20 protein-coding genes are annotated in these 23,244 nt (G+C 48.8%); 17 read left to right on the forward strand and 3 right to left on the reverse strand.

All coding sequences use genetic code 11. The features are described from left to right. Positions 1 to 15 precede the first annotated feature (15 nt). The 4 genes from V8Q34_RS12205 to V8Q34_RS12220 are packed head-to-tail and all read left to right on the forward strand — an operon-like array spanning position 16 to position 4,693. Complete coding sequence (locus V8Q34_RS12205; RefSeq protein ID WP_335835537.1) at positions 16 to 2,088, forward strand: molybdopterin oxidoreductase family protein; 2,073 nt, start codon at positions 16 to 18, stop codon at positions 2,086 to 2,088. Positions 2,089 to 2,100: 12 nt separating this feature from the next. Further along, positions 2,101 to 2,523 (forward strand): 4Fe-4S dicluster domain-containing protein, encoded by a 423-nt coding sequence (locus tag V8Q34_RS12210; RefSeq protein WP_335835538.1) that lies wholly within the window; start codon positions 2,101 to 2,103, stop codon positions 2,521 to 2,523. A 3-nt stretch (positions 2,524 to 2,526) separates the two neighbouring features. Continuing rightward, positions 2,527 to 3,771 carry an NAD(P)/FAD-dependent oxidoreductase gene (locus V8Q34_RS12215; RefSeq protein ID WP_227209800.1) on the forward strand — a complete coding sequence of 415 codons (1,245 nt, stop codon included), beginning with the start codon at positions 2,527 to 2,529 and terminating at the stop codon, positions 3,769 to 3,771. Next, positions 3,764 to 4,693 carry a TDT family transporter gene (locus V8Q34_RS12220; RefSeq protein WP_227242832.1) on the forward strand — a complete coding sequence of 310 codons (930 nt, stop codon included), beginning with the start codon at positions 3,764 to 3,766 and terminating at the stop codon, positions 4,691 to 4,693. The genes V8Q34_RS12215 and V8Q34_RS12220 overlap by 8 nt, the downstream gene beginning before the upstream one ends. Before the next feature lie 83 nt (positions 4,694 to 4,776). Here V8Q34_RS12220 and V8Q34_RS12225 read toward each other — a convergent pair whose 3' ends face one another. Beyond that, positions 4,777 to 5,100 carry a hypothetical protein gene (locus V8Q34_RS12225; protein WP_052099434.1) on the reverse strand — a complete coding sequence of 108 codons (324 nt, stop codon included), beginning with the start codon at positions 5,098 to 5,100 and terminating at the stop codon, positions 4,777 to 4,779. A 68-nt stretch (positions 5,101 to 5,168) separates the two neighbouring features. After that, positions 5,169 to 6,230: an endonuclease/exonuclease/phosphatase family protein gene (locus V8Q34_RS12230; RefSeq protein ID WP_033141280.1), complete on the reverse strand. Its 1,062-nt coding sequence runs from the start codon at positions 6,228 to 6,230 to the stop codon at positions 5,169 to 5,171. A gap of 135 nt (positions 6,231 to 6,365) precedes the next feature. Between V8Q34_RS12230 and V8Q34_RS12235 the strand changes: the two genes are divergently transcribed. Beyond that, positions 6,366 to 8,174 carry a sensor domain-containing diguanylate cyclase gene (locus V8Q34_RS12235; protein ID WP_335835539.1) on the forward strand — a complete coding sequence of 603 codons (1,809 nt, stop codon included), beginning with the start codon at positions 6,366 to 6,368 and terminating at the stop codon, positions 8,172 to 8,174. A 44-nt stretch (positions 8,175 to 8,218) separates the two neighbouring features. Here V8Q34_RS12235 and V8Q34_RS12240 read toward each other — a convergent pair whose 3' ends face one another. Then, entirely contained in the window at positions 8,219 to 9,349 is a 1,131-nt protein-coding gene (locus V8Q34_RS12240) for an ROK family transcriptional regulator (RefSeq protein WP_148393162.1), read from the reverse strand. 269 nt (positions 9,350 to 9,618) lie between these two features. On the opposite strand from V8Q34_RS12240, the gene V8Q34_RS12245 reads away from it, so the two are divergent. The 12 genes from V8Q34_RS12245 (at position 9,619) to V8Q34_RS12300 (ending at position 23,089) form a co-directional block, all read left to right on the forward strand. Next, entirely contained in the window at positions 9,619 to 10,644 is a 1,026-nt protein-coding gene (locus tag V8Q34_RS12245) for a zinc-dependent alcohol dehydrogenase family protein (protein WP_033141278.1), read from the forward strand. A gap of 226 nt (positions 10,645 to 10,870) precedes the next feature. Next, complete coding sequence (locus V8Q34_RS12250; protein WP_335835541.1) at positions 10,871 to 11,659, forward strand: TlpA family protein disulfide reductase; 789 nt, start codon at positions 10,871 to 10,873, stop codon at positions 11,657 to 11,659. Then, positions 11,652 to 11,798: a CD1871A family CXXC motif-containing protein gene (locus V8Q34_RS12255; RefSeq protein ID WP_181014437.1), complete on the forward strand. Its 147-nt coding sequence runs from the start codon at positions 11,652 to 11,654 to the stop codon at positions 11,796 to 11,798. Before V8Q34_RS12250 ends, V8Q34_RS12255 begins: the two co-directional genes overlap by 8 nt. Before the next feature lie 25 nt (positions 11,799 to 11,823). Continuing rightward, entirely contained in the window at positions 11,824 to 12,675 is an 852-nt protein-coding gene (locus tag V8Q34_RS12260) for a 4Fe-4S binding protein (protein WP_227209866.1), read from the forward strand. Between the two features lie 11 nt (positions 12,676 to 12,686). Next, complete coding sequence (locus V8Q34_RS12265) at positions 12,687 to 13,109, forward strand: RrF2 family transcriptional regulator (protein ID WP_033141316.1); 423 nt, start codon at positions 12,687 to 12,689, stop codon at positions 13,107 to 13,109. 6 nt (positions 13,110 to 13,115) lie between these two features. Beyond that, complete coding sequence (locus V8Q34_RS12270) at positions 13,116 to 14,480, forward strand: FAD-dependent oxidoreductase (RefSeq protein WP_148393160.1); 1,365 nt, start codon at positions 13,116 to 13,118, stop codon at positions 14,478 to 14,480. A gap of 83 nt (positions 14,481 to 14,563) precedes the next feature. Next, complete coding sequence (locus V8Q34_RS12275; RefSeq protein ID WP_335835542.1) at positions 14,564 to 15,109, forward strand: shikimate kinase; 546 nt, start codon at positions 14,564 to 14,566, stop codon at positions 15,107 to 15,109. A 196-nt stretch (positions 15,110 to 15,305) separates the two neighbouring features. Next, a complete protein-coding gene (locus V8Q34_RS12280; protein ID WP_033141276.1) occupies positions 15,306 to 16,709 on the forward strand; it encodes an undecaprenyl-phosphate glucose phosphotransferase in 1,404 nt (467 codons plus the stop codon). An 18-nt stretch (positions 16,710 to 16,727) separates the two neighbouring features. Further along, on the forward strand, positions 16,728 to 18,251 hold the full coding sequence (locus V8Q34_RS12285) for an LCP family protein (protein WP_335835543.1): 1,524 nt from the start codon (positions 16,728 to 16,730) through the stop codon (positions 18,249 to 18,251). 74 nt (positions 18,252 to 18,325) lie between these two features. Continuing rightward, entirely contained in the window at positions 18,326 to 19,252 is a 927-nt protein-coding gene (locus V8Q34_RS12290) for a glycosyltransferase (protein WP_335835544.1), read from the forward strand. 105 nt (positions 19,253 to 19,357) lie between these two features. Continuing rightward, positions 19,358 to 21,184: a glutamine--fructose-6-phosphate transaminase (isomerizing) gene (gene glmS / locus V8Q34_RS12295; RefSeq protein WP_335835545.1), complete on the forward strand. Its 1,827-nt coding sequence runs from the start codon at positions 19,358 to 19,360 to the stop codon at positions 21,182 to 21,184. A gap of 120 nt (positions 21,185 to 21,304) precedes the next feature. Beyond that, on the forward strand, positions 21,305 to 23,089 hold the full coding sequence (locus V8Q34_RS12300) for a S1C family serine protease (protein WP_335835546.1): 1,785 nt from the start codon (positions 21,305 to 21,307) through the stop codon (positions 23,087 to 23,089). The last annotated feature ends 155 nt before the right edge of the window (positions 23,090 to 23,244 follow it).

Consider the following 23,244-nt stretch of genomic DNA (forward strand, 5'->3'; position numbering starts at 1 on the left):
AAATAGGAGGAAGTCATGAAGAAAATACAATCCACCTGCAATTACTGTGCCATAGACTGTAATCTTGATTTTTATGTGGAGGACAACAGGATCATGAAGGTTGTCCCCACAAAAGGCTATCCGGTCAATGACGGATTCTGCTGTATCAAAGGGCTGTCTCTGGACAAGCAGCTCACAGTGAAAAAGCCGTCTCCTCTGCCGAAAATCAGACAGGCGGACGGGACCATGAAGGAAGTGCCCTGGGAGGTGGGCTTTCAGTATGTAGCTGACAAGCTCAAAGAGCTCCAGGCAAAATACGGAACGGAGAGCGTGGCAGGCATCAGCACCGGACAGCTTACCATGGAGGAATTCGCATTGTTCGGCCATGTGATGCGCAACTATCTGAAGACAAACGTGGACGGTAATACCCGTCTCTGTATGGCCACAGCAGTGGTTGCCCATAAACAGAGCTACGGTTTTGACGCTCCCGGATATACACTGAAGGACCTGGAGCTGTCCGACACCATCATCCTCATAGGAGCCAACCCGGTGGTGACACATCCCATCGTGTGGGGGAAGATCAAGGACAACCACAACAAGAAGCTGATCGTCATTGACCCGAGAAAATCAGAGAGTGCGAGAAACGCGGATTACTGGTACGGCCTGAAGCACAAGAGCGATCTGTACCTGTATTATGCCATTGCCAATCTTCTGATCGAGAAAGATTATATTGATAAGAAATACATAGAAGCGCACACGGAAAAGTTCCGGGAATTCAAGGCATTTGTAAAAGACTATACTTTGAGCGGGGCTGCGGAGAAGACGGGCCTTTCCGAGGGGCAGATCCTGGAGCTTGTGGAGCTGATCCACACAGGAAAGCGTGTTTCATTCTGGTGGACCATGGGCGTGAATCAGGGGTATGAGGCTGTCCGTACAGCCCAGGCTGTCATCAACCTGGCTTTGATGACAGGAAATATCGGGCGTCCCGGAACAGGTGCCAACTCCATTACAGGCCAGTGCAATGCCATGGGTTCCCGTTCCTACAGCAACACCGCTGTACTCTATGCAGGCGGTGACTTCACCAATCCTGCCAGAAGAGCAAGGGTGGCGGAGGCGCTGGGTGTGGAGGAGAGCGTGTTGGCGGAAAAGCCCACGAAGACCTATAACCAGATCATCGAGGGGATCAATGCAGGAGAGATCAAGGGACTGTGGATCCTCTGCACCAACCCAAGACATAGCTGGACCAACAATGAAACTTTTGCCGAAGCTGTGAAGAAGCTGGAGCTCTATGTGGTGCAGGATATCTATGACACCATTGAAAGCGCTGAGGGCGCCACGGTATTCTTCCCTGTGGTATCCGGCATGAAGAAAGAGGGAACCTATATCAATCTGGAACGCAGGCTCTCCGCCATGCGGCAGGTGCTTCCAAGGGAGGAAAATGAAATATCCGACTACGAAGCCATCCTCGGAGTGGGAAAATCCCTGGGCATGGGAGAACTTTTGAAGGGATGGGAGACGCCAAAGGACTGCTTTGCACTTATGCGGGAATGTTCCAGGGGAATGCCCTGCGACATTACAGGGGTGACATGGGAGGGACTTGAGAATTCCCATGGAATCCAGTGGCCGTTCCGGGAAGGGGAAACCCTGAAAGAGGACCAGAGAAGGCTTTATGAAGACGGCCGATTCTTTACACCGTCCAAAAAAGCGCAGTTTATATTTGAAACACCCATGGAAAACCCTATGCCCACAACAGAGGAATTCCCATATGTGTTCAACACCGGGCGTGGCTCTGTGGGCCAGTGGCATACTCAGAGCAGGACAAAGGAAGTGAAGTTTGTGGAAGATGTCTCTCTGAAAAAGGCATATCTCTACATGCATCCCGCCACTGCAAAGCATCACGGTGTAAAAGAAAATGACAGAATCTGTGTGTATTCCGCCAATGGACAGAACGCTGAGTTCGCTGTGAAGATCACGGACCATGTCAGGGAAGACGAGCTGTACGCGCCCATTCATTATATTGAGTGCAATAAGCTCACGCCATCCATATATGATTCCTATTCCAAAGAACCATCCTACAAATCAGCGGCTGTCCGCTTTGAAAAAAGATAAGGGGGAACGAAGATGTATCGGATTAAAATAGACCGCAGCAAATGTATCGGCTGCCTGACCTGTGTCACCGCCTGCGTGGTCAGCCATGAGACGGACAGCGGGGATTCCAGAAACCGCGTGGTGATTGACAGTAAGACAAAACCGGCTCCCATATTCTGCCGGCACTGCGAGCGGCCGGAGTGCGTTTATACCTGCATGACAGGAGCCATGAGCAAGAATCCCGAGACAGGATATGTGGAATACGACAAGGAACGCTGTGCAAGCTGCTATATGTGCATCATGTCATGTCCCTTCGGCATTTTGAAAAGTGACAGCCACAAGCACAAGGAGATCATGAAGTGCAACATGTGTGTGCACAGAAGCAGTGATAAAAAAGGCGCCCCTATGTGTGTGGAGAAATGTCCCATGCAGGCGATTACATTTGAGGAGGTGTAGGCTATGAAATATGTGATTCTGGGTTCCTCCGCAGCCGGTGTCAATGCGGCAAAAGAGATCCGCAGAGTGGACGAGGACGGGGAGATCCTCATGATCTCCAGGGATGAGACCATTTATTCCAGGTGTATCCTCCACCATTATCTGGGAAATATAAGGACAGTACAGCAGCTTGATTTCACAGAGCCTGATTTTACGGAAAAATACAGGGTCCGGTTTATGAAAGGCAGGGAGGCGGTTTCCGTTAACTGTGAAGAGCGCACCGTTTTGCTGGCAGACGGAGAGCGTGTAGGATTTGACAGGCTTCTCATTGCCACAGGCTCCCACACCTTTATCCCCCCTGTAAAGGGTATGAGGGAAGCGGGAAATGTCATCGGCTTCAGGAACCTGTGTGATATTGACAGGATCAAAGAGGCCCTGCCAAGGACAGAGCATGTGGTAGTCATGGGTGCCGGGCTTGTAGGCCTGGATACGGTTTCGGGCCTGCTGGAAAATGATGTAAAGCCCGTGGTTGTGGAACTGGCAGACCATCTGCTGTGCAGACAGCTTGACAAAAAAGCCGCTGCCGTCTACGAGGCTGCCATGAGCGAAAAGGGAGTCAGGCAGTATTACGGCACCGGTGTGCAGGAGCTGTTCTGTGACAGGGAGGGAAATGTTAAGGAGCTGCTTTTGTCAGACGGCAGCAGAATCCCCTGTGATCTCCTCATTGTGACAGCCGGTGTGCGGGCTAATGTGGAGTTTCTGGAGGGATGCCAGGTGGAGACAGACCGGTTCGGCCTTCTCTTTGACGAATCCGGTGAGACGAACGTGCCGGGGATCTATGGGGCCGGGGATGTATCCGGCAGGGCACCTATCTGGCCTGCAGCTGTCAAGGAGGGCATTATTGCCGGCAGCAATATGGCAGGTGGGAAGCGGAAGATGACAGACTTCTTTGCCAGCAAGTCCACCATGAATTTCTTCGGGATACCCACCATGTCTCTGGGACAGGCAGAACCGCAGGATGAGACGGAGCTGGTGGAGACACAGGAGGGAAAAGACGGATATAAGAAGATCATCCACAAGAACGGGCGGATATTGGGAGCTATCATCCAGGGGGATTTATCCTACAGCGGAGTACTCCAGCAGCTCATAGCCAGGAGAATTGATGTGTCCAGGGTGAAAAAACCTATTTTTGAAATTGATTACTCTGACTTTTTCCATGTGGGTGACAACTTTGAATACTATTATCAGGAGGACATAAAAGATGAATAGACTGGAAAAATTACCTGTGCCCATACTGCCCACATTTGTAGGCGCACTGACTCTCAGCAACGTATATGCGGGATTCGGCTATAGCTGGCTGCGGCATTTTATGATGTGGACAGCCCTGATCGTCATGGTCTGTTATATTGTCAAGATCATACGGTTTCCCAAAACATGCCTGGAGGAGTACAAGAACGTAGTGCCGGCAAGCCTCTACGCAGGATTTTCCATGGTCACCATGATACTGGGAAGTTATTTCTATGAACTGGGATTTGCAGGCGGAAAGTTCATCTGGGCCGCAGGCCTTGCCATCCATACGGTACATTTGATCGTGTTCACAGTCCGAAATATGGTCATGAAACGCGACATCAACACCTTTGTGCCAAGCTGGTTTGTTACATACAATGGTATTATGGTGAGCTGTGTGACAGGAGGAGCCATGAATGCCAAAGGGATACTGACCGTGGTCACATATTACGGAATCGCCATCTATGTGATCCTGGTGCCCTTCATGATCTGGAGGCTTATGAAGGTGGAAGTAAAACCGGCAGTCTATCACACCATGGCGGTTCTGCTTGCGCCCTGCAGCCTCTGCGTCGTGAGTGTGCTGAATGTGCTGGATAACCCCAACAGGATTCTGGTAACACTTCTGTACCTCTGCGTGCTTGCGTCCCTGGTCTTCATTGTCATAAAGCTGCCGAAATTCTTTTCCTTTCCCTTTGCACCGGGCTATGCGGGCATGACCTTCCCCATGGCTATCGGAATCGTGGCTTCCGCAAAAATGGGGGCGTTTCTCACCGCGCAGGGACAGGAGGGACTGGGCAGTGCCGTGAACCAGCTTGCAGGCTTTCAGACATTTCTCACAACCATGATCATCGGTTATGTACTGCTCCGTTTCTTTATGATGCTGATAAAGACAGAGGCAAAATAGAAAATAAGTGAAAAACAACGTCGGATACCAGTAGGAAATACATGAGTATCCGGCGCTGTTTTTATGTTTTAAGGATACATACCTCAGACTTCTTTCAGAAATCCCAGTGTACTGTTTGCTGCCGTACCGCTTATGACGTAATGGGCTGTGTTCCCGCAATCCTCCGCGTACACAAAAATCTGGTGAGCCTCCCGGTCCGGTCCCTGGGGAACTTCCGCGTAGAAGGTGATACAGGAGCCCTCCGGTATCCCGTGATCCTTCAGGCTAATGGTGGCAGAACTGCCCGCTGCCACCATCATATGTCCCTTCTCACAGATACGGCTGCCTTTGCCGTCCACGTAGACAAAGCCCGGACGGACAATGAAATCTCCCTGGTTTTTCAGTGTGATATGGCTGATTTCCCTCATGTAAATACTCCTTTTCACAGAATATCCTCTATAGATACTCTATGCAAAAGGCCGGGAAAACAGTATTCCTACTTAAACGCTACCTCCAGGCGCACCGGCTGGTGGTCTGTATGTTCAAATCCCACATCAATGACGTTCACATTTCTGACGGCCAGATTGTCTGACACGATAAATCCGTCGATGACATAGACCTGTGAGGTGTCATAGGAACCGGTGTACGGGGCGTTCAGAAGACGGCAGGTGGGATAGGTGTCATCAATGGCAAAGGAAAAGTGATCCGGCAGGTCATCGGTTCCGATCACGCCCGGCGCCCAGTCTTCCTTATTGGTGACAGGATATTTGTCCACACCCTCAAAGGTCTGGTTAAAATCACCGCCGGCGATCACATAGTTCCCTTTTTCGTACTCTGCTTCCAGAATGTCCGCCAGCATTTTGCTCTGAGCGATTTTGCCCTCGCCGCTGTCGTAAGCTTCCAGGTGGAAGTTGATGAGCACCAGTTCTTTTTCCGAATCCTGAAGCGGAAACCGGGTGACAAGAAGACAGCGCTTCAGATTGCAGGTCTTGATGGGCCAGGAGAAGGATTCCGGAAGGGAAATCCTGCTGGCACCGGCCACATAGTTGTCAGTCAGCGTTACAAGTCCGCTCTCCACATGTCCGATGGGAGGGAGGGGATAAGGAACATAATCGCATTTGAAGTTATACGCGAAGAAGCTGTTTTTTTCAAGGGCTTTGCTGTAAGCGCTGCGCTCATCTATATGGTATGAGCGGGTGGAGTCTATGTCCACTTCCTGTAAAAAGTATGCGTCAGCCGGATTGTCCTGCAGTACCTTTGTGATGCCTTCCATATTTTCTTCCACCAGGGCTTTGGAAGCGGGTTTTACTTTCGTACCGCCGTCCATGAAGAAGTCCTCGTCTTTGCTGAGGCCGGCATATCCCGTATTGTAGCTCATGACTGAGAAGGGGCTGCGCAGAGAAATGAACGCACCGTCCTTATAATTTCCCTCCAGGGATTCCTCCGCCTTCGGACGATATTCCCGCACAGTCAGATAAACCAGCAGAAGCAGTAAAATACCGGCAAGTATAAGCAGCAGGATACCGAAGCCTTTTAAAACAGTTTTTGCCTTACTCATAAAATCCCTCCTCTTTTTAGCTATATTCCCATTATAATCGACAGTGCCGGAGACTGTAAAGGAGTTTCTTTGTTCAATTGACGAGCACACCGGAGTCATATATAATATAAGTAATAATCGGGAAGAAGGAATGTTATGCAGAAGAAAAAAAGATGGATAACAGCCGGCCTCCTTATCCTGACGGTGGGGGTCATTATCGGCGCCTCTTTTTATTACGGTACTTACATTCATGACATTCTGGAAAAAGAGACGAACGCCTATGCGCAGGAGCTTGCCCAGCAGAGCATCAAGCTGATCAATGAGAGGGTCGACAACGACTATCTGTATCTGGAAGGAATCTCAGACTCCATAGGCGGCCAGAAAACATCAATCCATTCTCAGAGGGTCCTGGATATTCTGGAACAGAAGTCAGGCATTACACGCTTTACAAGGCTTGCCGTGGTAGATTTGGACGGCATCATGTATTATAACGGCATGGAACAGCAGATCCTGGTAAAGGACCGTGCGTATTTTCAAAAGGCTCTTCAGGGCCAAAGCTCGGTGGAGAGCTATGTGGCTGAGGACGGAAGCAGCCGTACCATGGTCATCAGTGTGCCCATTTACCGGGACGGGGAGATACAGGGGCTTGTGCTCGGGCAGTATACCATGGATGAGCTGGAGCATCTCATGTCCATTCGCTATTTCAACGGGGAAGGGTACAATTATATCACGGACTCCAAAGGCGAGGTCCTGGTGCACTCAGCCAAAGGGGACGCCAGGCAGAATGTGCTGGAGGATCTGAAGCATGTGATCAGCAGGGATTTTACCGCCCCGGACCTGGAAAAATTTACGGACAACATGCAGAAGGGAGAGAACGGATACATACGCTATCAGAAAAGCGGTGAGGATTTTATACTGGAATACACTGCCACAGGCATCAATGACTGGTATCTGCTGCTGGTGGTTCCGTGTAATGTGGTGGATGTCAAGACGCGGAACGTCATTGACGGCACAGCCTTTTACTGCGTGTTCATTCTTCTGGTGCTGGGGCTTATGGCGTTTGGAATGCTGAACGGCCGGCGCAAGAACCACAGACAGATCAGACGGGCATATGAGAATATCCGCTCCATTTACCGGACAGTGCCCAGTGCGATCGTGCGTTTCCGTCTGGATGATAAGTTGTCTATACTGGATTCCAATGACGGGTTTTATCAGTTTATGGAATACACTATGGAGGATTATGAGGAGAGATACGGCAGATTCCTGCAGCCCGTTTTAGAGGAGGAGGACAGGGAATGGTTTTTGAAGCTGAAAGAAGGACTTATCTCCAGAGAATTTCTGATTCTGTGCAGGGACGGACAGCGCAAATGGGCCTATGGAAACTTTGATGTGCAGATGCAGGAGGGGGCTCTGGTGGTGCAGTGCGCCTTTATTGATATCAGCCGTCAGATGCAGCAGCTCTCGGAGGCTGTGCAGAGTGCCAGCAGGGACCCGCTGACAGGGCTGAAGAATAAAAGAGCTCTGGAACAGGAAGTGGAGAGTGTCATAACGGAGAGCGGCAGCGCAGGAGCGTTCATGATCATGGATCTGGATAATTTTAAAAATGTGAATGATACCTTCGGTCATCCAAACGGAGATAAAGTGCTGCAGCTTTTCGCAGCCTGTCTGAAAAATACCTTCCGGGGCGATGACTTTATCGGGCGTCTGGGCGGCGATGAGTTTGTGGTGTTTATGAAAAATGTCAATGAACGCCAGAAGATAAGCAGAAAAGCAGAACAGCTCATGGATAATTTCCAAAGCAGCCTGCCAAAAGAATTCAGCGGATGTAAGCTGTCTGTCAGCATAGGCGTGGCCTCTGTTCCGAAGGACGGTGTCACACAGCCGGTTCTGTACCGGAAGTCAGATAAGGCTTTATACGAGGCGAAGAAAAGAGGCAAGAACCAGGTCTGTTTTTATGAGGAATAGTGGAAAGGGTATGGAAACCGCGCAGGAATGCGGTTCCCATACCCTTAAATTGTCTGCAGAAACTGATCGATATAAGAAAGTGCTGCGCCGACCGGCGGAGCAAGCTGTCCGTGGGTGCTCAAAAAGATAAAATCATCCGGGAGACTGTACGGGGAGCTGTCCTGTATGCGTTTGGTAAGCTGCACCACATCTTCCCCTGTAATATAAGGAGCCAGGTAGCCGCTGATGATGATGCGGCAGTCAAGTATAACGTTCAGGTTGCAGAGGGCAAAGGCCAGGTGATCCAGATAGTCCTCCCATATCGCTGCAAACGCGGAATTTCCACGGCGCAGCTCCCGGAAAAAGGAGGGGATATCCGTCTGCGCCGCCCGTTCCAGACTGTCCGCGGAACAGTAGGTTTCCAGACAGCCGTGTTCCCCGCAGTAACAGAGCGGGCCGTCAGCCTGAATGCACATGTGTTCAATGGACCCGCTGTGCATGCCAAGGCCTGTGTGGACCTTTCCGTTTATAATGACCGCGCCGCCCAGGTTTTGGTTCAGAAGAACTACAATGGAATCCCGGAATTTTTCCTGATGCCAGGTCTCCAGATAGGCGGCAGCCTTGGAGTCGTGTTCCAGACGGCAGGGGTATGGGATATAGCGGGAGAAGTCAGAGAGCTTCATGCCCGTATGCTCCAGTATCCTTCCGTAGCTTACAGTGCTTCCGTCCGGGGAGATAAGTCCCTGAATGGCAATGGAGGCCCCTAAGATATGTTCTTTTTCTATGCCGTATTTATCCACAAAGGCGGTGAGTCTTCTGCCCACCTGTTCACAGTAGGCGTCTGAGGCTTCAAAGGGAAGGGCGCAGGATTCCTGATACAGAATATTGCCGTACAGGTCTATGGCAGCCATGTGCAGGGTCTTTCTGAGCACTTCAATGCCCAGTGCGATTTTGGCGTCCGGAAGGATACGGATTGCATGGGCCTTTCTTCCGCCTGTGGATTCAAAGTATCCTTTCCGTTCGATGAGCCCTTCCTCTTCCAGAAGCTTCAGGTTCTGGGTCACTGTGTTCATGCCCATCTGCAGGGCAGCGGCGATCCCCTGCTTGGATATGGTGCGGCTTTCATAGATAAGGTGGTAGACTTTGCTCTTATTTATTTTTTTGATTTCCATTGTGGTCATGCCTGTTGTATTCATAAAAGTTCCTCCCGGGGAATATCTGTCTCTATTTTAGTATGGACAGGGGGAAATGACAAGTGGGGATTCAAAACGAAAGGGGCGGAGAAGGGGGAAACGGTATCTGGTAACGGGCGGCTGCAGCATTTTGGATAAAAATCGCAGAAGAATATTGGTATAAATGTCTATTGTATTTTTTCGCACCTTGCTATATAGTGAACTTATGCGTAAGACATAACCATAAGTTCAGAGCGAAAGTATAGAAAACTGAGAAAGTGGAGGAAATAGGGATGAAGAGTGCAGTATTTTACGGAAAACATGATCTGAGAGTGGAGGAGCATCCGATGCCTGAGGTTGGGCCTCATGATGTGCTGATCCAGGTGGAGGCATGCGGTGTGTGCGGAACAGATGTACATATTTATGAAGGGGATAAAGGAGCTGCAGAGGTAACGCCTCCCACTATTTTAGGACATGAATTTTCCGGCGTGATCAGGGAAGTGGGAAGTGAAGTGAAGAAGTATAAGGCCGGGGACAGAGTCTGCATTGACCCGAACTGTTACTGCGGAGCCTGTGATCCCTGCAGAAACGGAGTTGCCCATTTCTGTGAAAATATGATGGGATACGGTACAACGGTAAACGGCGGTTTTGCGGAATACTGTGCAGTGGATGAGAGACAGGTGTATCTTCTGGGAGAGAATACTACCTTTGAGCAGGGAGCCATGGCAGAACCGGTGGCCTGCTGCCTCCACGGAATTGACATGTGTGAGATCCAGCCGGGACAACAGGTGGTCATCATCGGCGGAGGGATGATTGGTCTTCTTATGCTTCAGCTTGCAAAGCTGGCTGGGGCTGCCAAGGTGGCGCTTTTAGAGCCGGTGGAGAATAAGAGGGAAGTGGGAAGAAAGCTGGGGGCTGATGTGTGTATTGACCCTGTAAAGGAAGATGTGAAGGAGCGCCTTGCAGAGAACGGAATGGACTGGGTGAATGTGGTGATCGAGTGTGTAGGCCGCCCATCCACCATTGAGCAGGCGATAGAGATCGCGGGGAATAAGGCGGTTGTCATGATGTTCGGGCTGACGAAGCCGGATGAGGAGATTGCTGTGAAGCCGTTTCAGGTCTTCCAGAAGGAGCTGGTGCTGAAGGCTTCTTATATCAATCCCTATACACAGAAGAGGGCGCTGGACCTGATCAATTCAGGAAGGCTGGATGTGAGCAGTATGGTGTATGAGGTGTGCAGTCTGGATAAATTAGAAGAAATTTTGAGCAGGCCGGAGGTGAGGGCAAAAGGGAAGTATGTGATCTCACCTAAGATGTGAAAAATTTAAAAGAGTGCAGAGCTGAAAGGCTGCCGGGCGGGAATGGCTATAGGGCTGTTTCCTTCCGGCAGTTTTAAATTGAACCGACTACTTATCCGTGAAACAGCAACTGTGACTTTGTTACATTAGAAAAATATATGGGAAAAAGACTTGACATTTGGAACTGTAACTAATATAATTTCAGTATGAACTGTAACAAAGAGAATAACAATATGGAGGTTGGACCATGAGAAGACGGAGACAATATTTAATGGCAATGGCGGTGACAGCTCTGGTAACAGCCGGGGTGCTTGCCGGGTGTGGAAATAAAGAAGACAGTACAACTAAGACCGAGACACAGACAGAAGAGAACGCGGGAAGCCAGAAGGACGGAAGCGTGACCTCAAAAAGTGCCGGTGAGGATGCAGCTGATAAGGCGCAGACTGACGGACAGCAGGAGAATAAGGACAGTGCCAAAGAAGATGGACAGAAAGCTGATGACCAGGATGCAGGCCAGGATCAGCAGACTGAGAGTCAGGAAAAAAGTCAGGATCAGCAGGCAGATGCGGAGAATGAGACCGATAAAAATGAGATCTTCGGCGAGTTTAAGACCAAGACGCTGGACGGAAAGGATGTGAATCAGGACATATTTGCTGAGGCGGACCTGACTATGGTGAATATTTGGGGAACGTTCTGCGGACCGTGTATCAGAGAGATGCCGGATCTTGGGGAACTGAGCCGGGAATATGCGGATAAGGGCTTCCGGATGGTTGGGATCATCAGTGATGTGAGCCAGCCGGAGGATGAGACAGCACTTGAAATTGTGGATAAAACAGAGGCGGATTATACACATCTTGTCATACCGAATGATGCCAATATGCAGTACAGAATCTTGAGAAACGCCCAGGTTGTGCCCACAACTATTTTCCTGGATAAGAACGGAAACCAGGTAGGGGAGACTTATCCCGGGGCGAAAAGTAAGAAACAGTGGATTGCAGTGATAGACAAAATGCTTGAGAAGGTGCAGAATGAGTAGGAGAAAGGCAGCAGTTTTAAGGAGTCTGCTTCTTGTGGCGGCAGCGGCATTTATTATATTTGGCGCAAGCCGGGGGGAAGTGGATACCGTGTTTACAAAAGCAGTGAATATATGTCTGGAGTGTATAGGAATTGGCTGAATTTTTGCAGAAGATCCGAAACAGAATGCGGCTGATCGTGCAGGTGGGATTTACGGCACTGACCAACGGCTATGTTTTGGGATTTATCAAAGGAAAAATATATAAAGGTCCCACCAAGGCGCTGTGTGTGCCGGGGCTTAACTGCTACTCCTGTCCGGGAGCGCTGGGGGCCTGTCCCATCGGTTCCCTGCAGGCAGTGCTGGGAAGCCGGAATTACCGGTTTTCCTTTTACATCATAGGTTTTCTGATCTTTATCGGTTCTCTGATCGGAAGATTTGTATGCGGGTGGCTGTGTCCTTTTGGACTGATCCAGGATCTGCTTTATAAGATTCCCTTTTTCAGAAACAGAAAGAGGAAGAACCTGCCCGGACATAAGTGGCTGGTATGGCTGAAATATGTGATATTAGTGGTGTTTGTCATTCTGCTGCCCATGTTTTATGTGGATATCATCGGGCAGGGAAGTCCATGGTTCTGTCAGTTTATCTGTCCAAGCGGAACCCTGACAGCCGGTATTCCCCTGGTACTTTTAAATGAAGACCTGAGAGGGGCCATCGGTTTTCTGTTTGCCTGGAAGGCGGCAATCCTGGCTGCAGTGGTGCTCCTGTCCATTATGGTATACAGGCCGTTCTGCAAATACCTGTGTCCTCTGGGTGCCATTTACGGGCTGTTTAATCCCATTGCCCTGTACCGGTATCAGGTGGACGAGACAAAATGCAACCGGTGCGGGAGCTGCCAGAGAGCCTGCAAGATGGATATACGGGTATGGGAAACCCCAAACAGCAGGGAGTGTATCCGCTGCGGTGACTGTATCAAGAGCTGTAAACGCGGTGCTATATGCACAACTATGAAAAAGAATAAGGAAAAAGAACAAGAGTGAGGGTGAGTGAAATGACAAGTGAATTTGCGATCGCGGTACATGCATTGGTTTATTTGAACCACAAACAGGAGACTCTGGCCAGTGAAGAGCTGGCAAAGAATGTCTGTACCAATCCGGCACGCATCCGGAAGGTCATGGCAAAACTGAAAAAGAAGGAGCTTATTGCCACAAAAGAGGGACAGAACGGAGGATACCATACTTCCATGAAGGCAGCGGATGTGAATCTTGCCATGATTTACGACGCGCTGGAGATTGAGGCGGTGTGTGCGTCCTGGAAATCCGGCAATCCGGATATGAATTGTATGGTAGCTTCGGGTATGGCAGATATTATGGATGACATTTACGGACAGCTCAATGAAGTGTGCAGAGAGAAGCTGTGCAGAATCACAATAGCCGATATTGACAATAAAATATTTCACAGAGAAGAAAGGTGAATGAATATGAAAAAATATGATGCGGTAATCATCGGATTTGGCAAGGGCGGCAAGACACTGGCAGGCAAGCTGGCAGGGCAGGGAAAAAAGGTGGCGATGATTGAGAAGGATGCAGGTATGTACGGCGGAACCTGTATCAATGTGGGATGTATCCCGTCAAAATCCCTGGTCAGAAGCTCCGGACTGGCATTTAATAAAAAAGAGGCTTCCCCGGAGGAGAGGGCTGCGGATTATGAGGCAGCCATTGATGAAAAGAGACGGCTCACCGCTATGCTCAGGGAAAAGAATTTCAGGAAACTGGATGACCTGGACAATGTGGATGTATTTAACGGGACCGCATCCTTTGTCTCCAATACGGTTGTGGAGGTGAAGACAGCTCTTGAGACCTTTGAGATCGAAGGGGAGAAAATCTTTATCAACACAGGAGGAACCCCTGTGATTCCGCCAATCAAGGGTCTGGAGGGGAATCCCTATGTACATACCAGTGCCACACTGATGGATCTGAGAGAATATCCGAAACGTCTTGTGATCGTGGGCGGCGGTTATATCGGTCTGGAATTCTCCTCCATGTATTCCGGCTTCGGCACAGAGGTGACGGTTCTGCAGGATGGGGAAGTGCTGATTCCGAGAGAGGACAGGGACGTAGCGGAAGCCATACAGGGCGTGCTGGAAAGCCGCGGCGTAACCTTCAAGCTGGGATCCAGGATTTGGGAAATCGCCCAGGCAGACGGCCATGCGCTGGTGAAGCTCACCTATAAAGGTGAAGAGGAAATCCTGGAAGCAGATGCGGTGCTGATCGCAACAGGAAGAAAACCCAATACGGAGGGGCTGCACCCGGAACGAGCGGGAGTAGAGCTGAATCAGCGGGGCGCAGTGGTGGTGGATGATGAACTGAAGACCACAGCGGATAATATCTGGGCCATGGGTGACGTGCACGGAGGCCTGCAGTTTACCTATACATCCCTGGATGATTTCAGGATCATCTGGTCCCGCATGATCGGCGGCAGCTACGGGCTTTCCAAAAGAAAAGCGGTTCCCTACAGTGTGTTTATCTCTCCGTCCTATTCCCGGGTGGGCATGAGTGAAACAGAAGCCAGAAAAGCGGATATTCCGGTGAAAATAGCCAAACTTCCCGCGGCTGCCATTCCAAAAGCCCAGGTTCTGAAGAATCCTCAGGGTATGTTAAAGGCAGTGATCCATGAGGAGACAGGCCAGATATTGGGAGCCATGCTTCTGTGCGAGGAGTCCTATGAGATGATCAACACCATAAAACTGGCAATGGATCTCGGCGCTCCGTATCAGGTGCTGCGCGATCAGATCTATACACATCCCACCATGAGTGAGGCGTTCAACGATCTGTTTAATATGTGATGAAAAAAGAATTGCTATTTTTCCTGTTTCTGCTATAATAAATTCATTACTTTACATTCATAAAGAGAAACAGGGGAAGCAACATGAGAGATAAGAAAGATTTTGGCTGTAATATTGTCCTGATCGGATTTATGGGAGCAGGGAAATCCACCGTTGCCCGCACACTGAGTGAAAGGTACGGCCTGGAAGTGGTGGAGATGGACCAGCTTATCTCCGAGAGGGAGAACATGAGCATACCGATGATTTTTGAGACGCGCGGAGAGGAATACTTCCGCAGTCTGGAGACAGAGCTTTTGATAGAGCTGCAGGACCGGAAAAATGTGGTCATATCCTGCGGCGGCGGCGTACCCATGCGGGAGCGCAATGTTGCGGAGATGAAAAAAAACGGCAGGGTGGCCTTGCTGTCAGCTTCTCCGGAGGTGATTTTGGAGCGGGTGAAGGACAGCCACGACCGTCCGGTCATTGAGGGCAGAAAGACTGTGGAGTACATCCGTTCGCTTATGGAAAAACGCAGAGAAAAATATATGGCAGCAGCCGATTTTATTGTCAATACGGACAAAAAAAGCGCAGAAGAAATCTGCAGGGAACTGGTGGAAAAATTGGAAGAATGTAACAAAAATATTAAATAATGTTACAAGAAAAAACGGCGTTTTGCAGTAAAAAATCCTGCAAAACGCCGTTTTTCCGCCTCCTTAAGGAGTCTTCAGAAAATGTTTTGTTGCCTTTTTGTTAAAATTATAGTATTATTAGTTAGAATTATCGTAGCCGGCTGATACAGTAAAGGATAAGTGGCTGCGAATTATTAAGAAGAGAAGGTGATAAACCTTGATAAAAGAGAACCAGAAGCATTTTAACCGTCTGCAGGTGGTGATCGATGCTTTTGTGATTGCACTCTCTTATTTTCTGGCTTGGGTCATTAAGTTTTATGTACCTTTCCTGAACGACAATGTAGGAAGATTACCTTTCCGGGTCTATATGTCAGCACTGCTGTTCATTGTACCCGGATATTTGATATTAAATTATGCGTTTAACATGTATACGCCTAAGCGTATGCAGGGGCGGAGACTGGAACTGTCCAATATCATCAAGGCCAATACCATTGGGATGTTCCTGTTTGTGGGAGTTTTATATCTGGTCAAGCAGATAGATTTCTCCCGTCATGTGATTTTTATTTTTTATGTGGTCAATATTTTTCTGGAGACGCTGTCCAGGAACCTCATACGACTGGGGCTTCGCCAGATGCGCTCCAAGGGATATAATCAGAAGCATGTACTTTTAGTTGGATACAGTCGTGCAGCAGAGGAATACATTGACCGCATTCTCGCCAATCCCCAGTGGGGATATAAGGTGCGGGGGATTCTGGATGATCATATTGAAGCCGGTACAGAGTATAAGGGAATCAAGGTGCTAGGACGGATTGCCAACCTTATGGTGATTCTGCCGCAGAATCATCTGGATGAGATTGCCATCACTCTGGGACTGAATGAATATTACCGTCTGGAACAGATTGTGGCTCTCTGTGAAAAATCAGGAGTACACACGAAGTTTATACCGGATTATAACCGCATTATTCCCACAAAGCCTTATACGGAGGACATTCTGGGACTGCCGGTCATCAATATCCGATATGTGCCGCTTTCCAATACGTTCAATGCCCTGATCAAGCGCATTATGGATCTGGGAGGCGCGCTGGCCGCAATTGTATTGTTTTCACCGGTTATGCTTTTCTCGGTGATCATGATAAAACTCACATCTCCCGGGCCGCTTATTTATAAGCAGGAGAGGGTGGGTCTGCACAACAGGAATTTCATGATGTACAAATTCCGCTCCATGGATGTGCAGCCGCCCGAAGAGGAGAAAAAAGCCTGGACCGTTAAGGATGACCCACGGGTCACTAATTTCGGCAAATTTATGAGAAAGACAAGTATCGACGAACTGCCTCAGCTTTTCAATGTACTGCGCGGAGAAATGAGTCTGGTTGGTCCCAGACCGGAGCGCCCCTTCTTTGTGGAGAAGTTCCGGGAAGAGATTCCCAGATACATGATCAAGCATCAGGTACGCCCAGGACTTACAGGATGGGCGCAGGTGAATGGATACAGGGGAAACACCTCCATCCGTAAACGAATTGAGTATGACCTGTACTACATTGAAAACTGGACCATTGGACTTGACATTAAGATACTGTTTCTCACAGTTTTTAAAGGCTTTGTAAACAAAAACGCTTATTAGTAAATAAGGGGAAGTGAAATGGCAAAAAAGAACAAAAGCGTCAGAAGGCGCAGAAAAAGAAGAGTGCTTTTTGGTATTGAACTGTTTGTACTGCTGATCTTGGTGGGCGGACTCTTCATATACGCAAAAGTCAATGAAAAGATGAATAAACTGGATATTGACACCAGCTCAGATGAGGCCAGCAAGGTCGAAGTCAATGAGGCAGTGGTTGGCAGTAAGACGCTGAAGGGATTTACCAATATTGCCTTGTTTGGTGTGGATAACAGGAAAGAAGACGTAAAATCAGGACAGAGTGATACCACGATCATTGCCAGCATTAACAATGACACGAAGGAAGTAAAACTGGTTTCTCTTTACAGGGATACCTATTTAAATATTGGCAATGACAAGTATACCAAATGTAATGCAGCATATAACAACGGCGGGCCGACACAGGCAATGTCCATGATCAACACAAACCTGGATTTGAATATTACCAATTATGTGGCCGTTAATTTCAAGGCTCTGGCTACGGCAATTGATTGTCTGGGCGGTCTGGATGTGGAAATGACATATGTTGAGCTCAAGAATATGAATGACTACTGTGTAGAGACTTCAGAAGTGACAGGTATGGATTATGAGCCGATTGAAATGCCGGAATACCCGGGTGATGATAAACAGGAATCAGAGATTTTAGGTTCTTTTCATCTAAACGGTGTACAGGCTACATCATATTGCCGTATTCGATATACCAGCGGCTGGGATATGAGGCGTACAGAGCGTCAGAGATATATCATTTCCCTTATTGTGGAAAAAGCGAAAAAAGCCAGCCTGTCTACATTGAATGATATTATGGATCAGGTATTTCCGATGATCGCAACAGACTTCAGCAAGAGCGAACTGATTAAATTGGGAATGGGTATCCTGTCCTATAAACTGGGTGAGACCAGCGGATTCCCCAACAGCAGTTTAATGGGCGATGAGGTTAAGAACGCCATTGGCCTTGACTGTGTGGTACCGACAACACTGGAGACCAATGTTAAGGCACTCCATCAGTTCCTGTTCGGTGATCAGGCTTATGAACCCTCTGACATAGTAAAACAGAGAAGCGATTATATAGCAGGACATACGGGATTCGGAAACTCCTATGTGAGTGATGAACAGAAGGCGCTTATCAGTGACAGAGCTTCTACCTATGACGGCTCTGCCGATACGCAGTCAAGCAGCGGAACAAGCACTTACAGTGATACGGATGACAGTGATTACAGCGATTATTCCGACTACAGTGACAGCGGATCCTCTGATTACAGCGGCGGCGGATCTTCTGATTACAGCGACAGCGGATCCTCTGATTACAATGACAGCGGGTCTTCCGATTATGGTGACAGTGGTTCCTCTGATTACAACAGCGGTGATGATTATAATGATTCCGGTGATTCAGGAGAATCCGGCAATAACTATGACAACGGATATGAAGGCAGCGGTGATGACGGCTCCGGCAGCGGCAGTTCCGGAGAATCCGGTGACGGCTATAACAACGAGGATGACAATTACAGCGAATAAAAAATGAGAAAAGCGGCAGGGGATGTTGTGTGGATAACGCAGCATCCCCTTGTGCCATATAGAGGAGAAATTCTATGGATTCCTATACAGTGTCAGTGATAATACCGGTATACAAACCGGATGAAAAATTCAGAAAACTGGTGGAAGGCCTGAAAAGGCAGACCTATCCCATAAAAGAGATCCTGATCATGAACACGGAAAAAGAATACTGGAAAGATACCTGGGTTTTGGGGATGGAGAATGTCCGGGTGGAGCATTTGAAAAAAGAGGACTTTGACCACGGCGGAACAAGAGCCAGGGCAGCAGCCATGACCACAGGCAATATTCTGGTCTTCTTTACACAGGACGCGGTGCCATATGATGAACATGTGGTGGAAGAATTGGTAAAGCCCTTTCAGGATCCGCAGGTGGGGGCAGCCTATGGCAGACAGCTTGCGGACAGGGACTGCAGGATCATAGAAAAGTACACACGTTCCTTCAATTACCCGGCAAAAAGCAGGATAAAGAGCAGGGAAGACCTGCCGGAGCTAGGAATCAAAACCTTTTTCTGTTCCAATGTATGTGCGGCCTACAGAAGAAGTGCATATGAGAAGCTGGGCGGATTTATAACGCATACCATTTTCAATGAGGACATGATCTTTGCCGGACGGCTGATCCTGGATGGAGGCAGTGTGGCTTACCGGGCAGATGCCAGGGTAGTCCATTCCCACAACTATGGATGTATGCAGCAGTTCAGACGCAATTTTGACCTGGCAGTCTCTCAGGCTGACCACCCGGAAGTCTTTGCCGGCATCCGCTCTGAGAGCGAGGGGATCCGTTTGGTAAAACAGACGGCAGGATACCTATGTAAGATACACAAGCCCTGGCTTATAGGGGAGCTGGTGGTGAAAAGCGGATTTAAATTTCTGGGATACCGGATGGGAAAATCCTACCGCCGCCTCCCAAAATCCATAATAAAATTTTGCACGATGAACGCTTCTTACTGGACATCAACACAATAATCTGCTAAAATAGGCCATGTTTCATGGATAGAAGGACAAATATGCCGGATAATAAGACAAAGAATACATGTTTTGCATCCGGTTACTTACATGGAGGAAATGATTATGTGTGGAATAGTTGGTTATATCGGAGAAGAACAGGCAGCACCTATTTTGCTGGAAGGCCTGGAGAAATTGGAGTACAGAGGATACGATTCCGCGGGAATTGCTGTCTATAACGGAACGACCATTGAGATGATGAAATCCATGGGAAGGCTGAAAATTCTGGATGAGCTCACCCACGGCGGAGCAACCCTGCCGGGAACAGTAGGAATCGGACATACCAGATGGGCTACCCACGGTTCTCCGTCCGATGTCAATGCCCATCCCCATTTCAATAAAGATAAATCCATCGTAGTGGTACATAATGGAATTATCGAGAACTATATGAAACTGAAGAAGAAACTGGAATCCAAAGGCTATGAATTTGTGTCAGAGACTGACACAGAGATCATTGCTCACCTTTTGGATTATTACTATAAAGGGGACCCGTTAGAGACGATCGCAAAAATCATGCACCGCATGGAAGGTTCCTATGCACTGGGCATCATGTTCAGTGATCAGCCGGATAAACTCTATGCAGTGCGGAAAGACAGTCCTCTCATCGTGGGAAGAAGCAGCGTGGGCAATCTGATCGCCTCCGATGTTCCGGCAGTGCTGAAATACACCAGAGATGTATATTTTATTGAAAATGAAGAGATTGTCTGCATGACAAAGGATGACATTACCTTCTACAATATTGATGAGGAGGAGCTGGAGAAAACGCCCACCACAATTGAATGGGATATTGACGCTGCGGAAAAAGGCGGCTATGAGTTCTTTATGCTCAAGGAGATGTATGAACAGCCCCAGGCTGTCGGCGACACTCTTAATCCCCGCATTAAGGATGGAAATGTGGTCATTGAGGAGCTGGGAATGTCTGACGACGAGATCCGCAGCATCCGCAAGATCTACATGATCGCCTGCGGTTCCGCTTACCATACCTGTGTGTCCGCAAAATATGTGTTTGAAGGGCTGGCGAGAATTCCGGTTGAGGTGGATCTGGCAAGTGAGTTCCGCTACCGCCATCCCATCTATGAGCCGGATACCCTGGCGATCATTGTGAGTCAGTCAGGAGAAACTGCGGACTCCCTGGCAGCTCTCCGGGAGGCAAAAGAGCATGGAATCCGGGTACTGGGGATCGTCAATGTGGTGGGAAGCTCCATCGCCAGGGAAGCGGACAATGTGATGTATACCTGGGCCGGCCCGGAGATTGCGGTTGCCACCACCAAGGCATACAGCACACAGCTCATCGCCCATTATCTGCTGGCTCTGAAATTTGCAAAGGCCAGAGGTGAGATTGACGACGTGCAGATGGCAGAGATGGTGGAGGATTTGAAGAAGCTTCCGGGACAGATTGAGATGCTTCTGGAGAATAAGAAGAGAATCCAGAAATTCGCCAACCGTTATCTGGCTACAGAGCATGTATTTTTCATCGGCAGGGGCCTGGATTACGCCATTTCCCTGGAGGGCTCCCTGAAATTAAAAGAGATCTCCTATATCCATTCCGAGGCGTATGCTGCAGGGGAATTAAAGCACGGCACCATTTCCCTGATCGAGGAGGATACGCTTGTGACAGCGGTTGCCACCCAGGAGGAGCTTTACAAGAAAACCCTCAGCAATATCCAGGAGGTCAAGACAAGAGGCGCCTTCGTGCTGGCTGTGACCAATGTAGGCAATACAGAAATTGAAAAAACAGCGGATTATGTGATCTATCTGCCAAAGACAAATAAATATTTCACCAATTCTCTGGCAGTGGTACCTCTTCAGCTTTTTGCGTACTATGTATCTCTCGGAAAAGGGCTGGATGTGGATAAACCGAGAAACCTGGCAAAATCTGTAACTGTAGAATAGAATTTCATTTTTTCTTTGCTGTTTTATCACAATTTGAACACAAATGGCTGGTAGACTATGTTTCAGAAAGATAAATAGTAAGATATTTCAGGATAGATAGCAGTGAAGGGAGAATGTATCATGAGTGAAGAATTCAATGAGGGCATGAATGAGAACCGCGGCATGGCGGAAGAACATAAGGGACCGGAAGAAAATCCTTCCATTACGGAAACTCCGGGCAGCGTAAACTTTACCATGAAAGAAGCCGCAGAAGAAAAAACAACAGAGCAGGAGCAGACAGCACCGGGTTATGGAAACGCAGAAGCGGCTTCAGGTACACCGGTATATGGAAATACAGATACAGCGTCAGGAGCGGCTGAAGCCGGTGATCCTCAGCAGCCGGCAGGCGGACAGCAGAGAGCAGAGGAACCTGCGCCGGCCCCTACGCCGGAAAATCCTGTATATGCCAGGTCCTACAAAAGCGAGTCCGGAAAAGAAGAATGGTATGAGAAGGAACGGAAGAAAAACTATGATTCCTATAAATTTACCTCCCCCATTCCTCCGGAAAACAATAAAAAAGAAAAGCCCAGAAAATCCCAGGGCGGAATCGGTAAGAAACTGGGAACAGCGGCAGCCTGTGCGGCCGTGTTCGGTCTGGTGGCAGGCGTTGTCTTCCAGGCCACCAATTATGTGGGCGATAAAGTAAACCCGAAAGAGAATGTAAAAATAGAAAACACTCAGACAACAGGAGATACTCCCGCAAAGGGAAAGGATGCAATCAGCACCGGCAGCTCCAACACATCCGGTGCGACTGTAGCGCAGGTGGCAAAGAATGCCATGCCTTCCATTGTCTCCATTGTAGGTGTGAGCGTTCAGGAGCTTCCGGATATTTATAAATATTTCTACGGACAGCAGCCGCAGGAGGAAAAGAGCAGTGGTTCAGGAATCATTGTGAGCCAGAATGACACAGAGCTTCTGATCGCCACCAACAATCATGTGGTGAGCGGCGCGGATTCCCTGACGGTATTTTTCACCAATCAGGACGGCAGCGCGGTTACAAGCTCCCAGGTGGAGAAAACCAGCAGCGACCAGGATGTTGACGGGGAAGATGCTGAAAGTCCGGGCAGTGCAGTGGCAGCTCAGGTAAAAGGTACGGATGCTGATAATGACCTTGCAGTTATCTCTGTAAAGCTTTCCGATATCCCTCAGGATATTCTGGAGGAGATCAAAGTAGCCACCATCGGTGATTCCGACTCTTTGACTATGGGTGACCAAGTAGTGGCTATCGGCAATGCTCTGGGATACGGGCAGTCTGTGACCAGCGGTTATGTAAGTGCCCTGAACCGTCAGGTGAGCTCTGAGAATGCAGACAGCACATTTATCCAGACAGACGCAGCCATCAATCCGGGCAACAGCGGCGGCGCCCTTCTGAATATGAATGGGGAGCTGGTGGGCATCAATTCAGCGAAAATCGCCTCCAATGAAGTGGAGGGTGTGGGCTTCGCGATTCCAATCTCCAAAGCAGAACCGATCCTGGATGACCTGATGAGCAAAGAGACCAGATATAAAGTGGAAGATGAAAATAAAGCATCATATCTCGGCATCACATGTACGGATGTGACATCCGAGGCAGTTCAGGTGTACGGTATGCCTGTAGGTGTCTTCGTATACAGCCTGGAAGAAAACGGTCCGGCAGCACAGGCCGGTATCCAGAAGGGCGATGTCATCCTGAAAATTGACGGAACAAGCCTGAATACCAGAGATGAGCTGATCGAGAGACTGCAGTATTACGAAGCAGGGGAGAGCGTGGATTTCGTTATCTCACGTGCCCAGAACGGTGAGTACAAAGAACAGACCATAACCGTAACACTGGGGGCCAAGAAAGACGCCAAGACAACAACCCAGGAAGAGGAAAAGAGCCGTTAAAGTTAAAAAACAGCAGACAGAGGTGTCTGCCTGTACATGGAAGTGTGCAGGCAGATGCCTTTTTCTTCGCCGGCTTTACAGGCAGTTAATGAAAAGTTTACTTGTTACTCATATGAATTTGTGATAAGATACCCACAAACGATAGAAAAATGTAA

It is taken from the genome of Blautia sp. JLR.GB0024, assembly GCF_037000545.1.
Taxonomy (GTDB): domain Bacteria; phylum Bacillota; class Clostridia; order Lachnospirales; family Lachnospiraceae; genus Blautia; species Blautia celeris.

What these genes read in the sequence shown, in the direction of transcription:
- V8Q34_RS12300 (WP_335835546.1), top strand. Translation starts at nt 21,305, where the DNA reads ATGAGTGAAGAATTCAATGAGGGCATGAATGAGAACCGCGGCATGGCG.
- V8Q34_RS12245 (WP_033141278.1), top strand. Translation starts at nt 9,619, where the DNA reads ATGAAGAGTGCAGTATTTTACGGAAAACATGATCTGAGAGTGGAGGAG.
- V8Q34_RS12240 (WP_148393162.1), bottom strand. Translation starts at nt 9,349, where the DNA reads ATGAATACAACAGGCATGACCACAATGGAAATCAAAAAAATAAATAAG.
- glmS (WP_335835545.1), top strand. Translation starts at nt 19,358, where the DNA reads ATGTGTGGAATAGTTGGTTATATCGGAGAAGAACAGGCAGCACCTATT.
- V8Q34_RS12230 (WP_033141280.1), bottom strand. Translation starts at nt 6,230, where the DNA reads ATGAGTAAGGCAAAAACTGTTTTAAAAGGCTTCGGTATCCTGCTGCTT.
- V8Q34_RS12205 (WP_335835537.1), top strand. Translation starts at nt 16, where the DNA reads ATGAAGAAAATACAATCCACCTGCAATTACTGTGCCATAGACTGTAAT.
- V8Q34_RS12215 (WP_227209800.1), top strand. Translation starts at nt 2,527, where the DNA reads ATGAAATATGTGATTCTGGGTTCCTCCGCAGCCGGTGTCAATGCGGCA.
- V8Q34_RS12285 (WP_335835543.1), top strand. Translation starts at nt 16,728, where the DNA reads ATGGCAAAAAAGAACAAAAGCGTCAGAAGGCGCAGAAAAAGAAGAGTG.
- V8Q34_RS12235 (WP_335835539.1), top strand. Translation starts at nt 6,366, where the DNA reads ATGCAGAAGAAAAAAAGATGGATAACAGCCGGCCTCCTTATCCTGACG.
- V8Q34_RS12265 (WP_033141316.1), top strand. Translation starts at nt 12,687, where the DNA reads ATGACAAGTGAATTTGCGATCGCGGTACATGCATTGGTTTATTTGAAC.
- V8Q34_RS12225 (WP_052099434.1), bottom strand. Translation starts at nt 5,100, where the DNA reads ATGAGGGAAATCAGCCATATCACACTGAAAAACCAGGGAGATTTCATT.
- V8Q34_RS12255 (WP_181014437.1), top strand. Translation starts at nt 11,652, where the DNA reads ATGAGTAGGAGAAAGGCAGCAGTTTTAAGGAGTCTGCTTCTTGTGGCG.
- V8Q34_RS12220 (WP_227242832.1), top strand. Translation starts at nt 3,764, where the DNA reads ATGAATAGACTGGAAAAATTACCTGTGCCCATACTGCCCACATTTGTA.
- V8Q34_RS12270 (WP_148393160.1), top strand. Translation starts at nt 13,116, where the DNA reads ATGAAAAAATATGATGCGGTAATCATCGGATTTGGCAAGGGCGGCAAG.
- V8Q34_RS12260 (WP_227209866.1), top strand. Translation starts at nt 11,824, where the DNA reads ATGCGGCTGATCGTGCAGGTGGGATTTACGGCACTGACCAACGGCTAT.
- V8Q34_RS12290 (WP_335835544.1), top strand. Translation starts at nt 18,326, where the DNA reads ATGGATTCCTATACAGTGTCAGTGATAATACCGGTATACAAACCGGAT.
- V8Q34_RS12210 (WP_335835538.1), top strand. Translation starts at nt 2,101, where the DNA reads ATGTATCGGATTAAAATAGACCGCAGCAAATGTATCGGCTGCCTGACC.
- V8Q34_RS12275 (WP_335835542.1), top strand. Translation starts at nt 14,564, where the DNA reads ATGAGAGATAAGAAAGATTTTGGCTGTAATATTGTCCTGATCGGATTT.
- V8Q34_RS12250 (WP_335835541.1), top strand. Translation starts at nt 10,871, where the DNA reads ATGAGAAGACGGAGACAATATTTAATGGCAATGGCGGTGACAGCTCTG.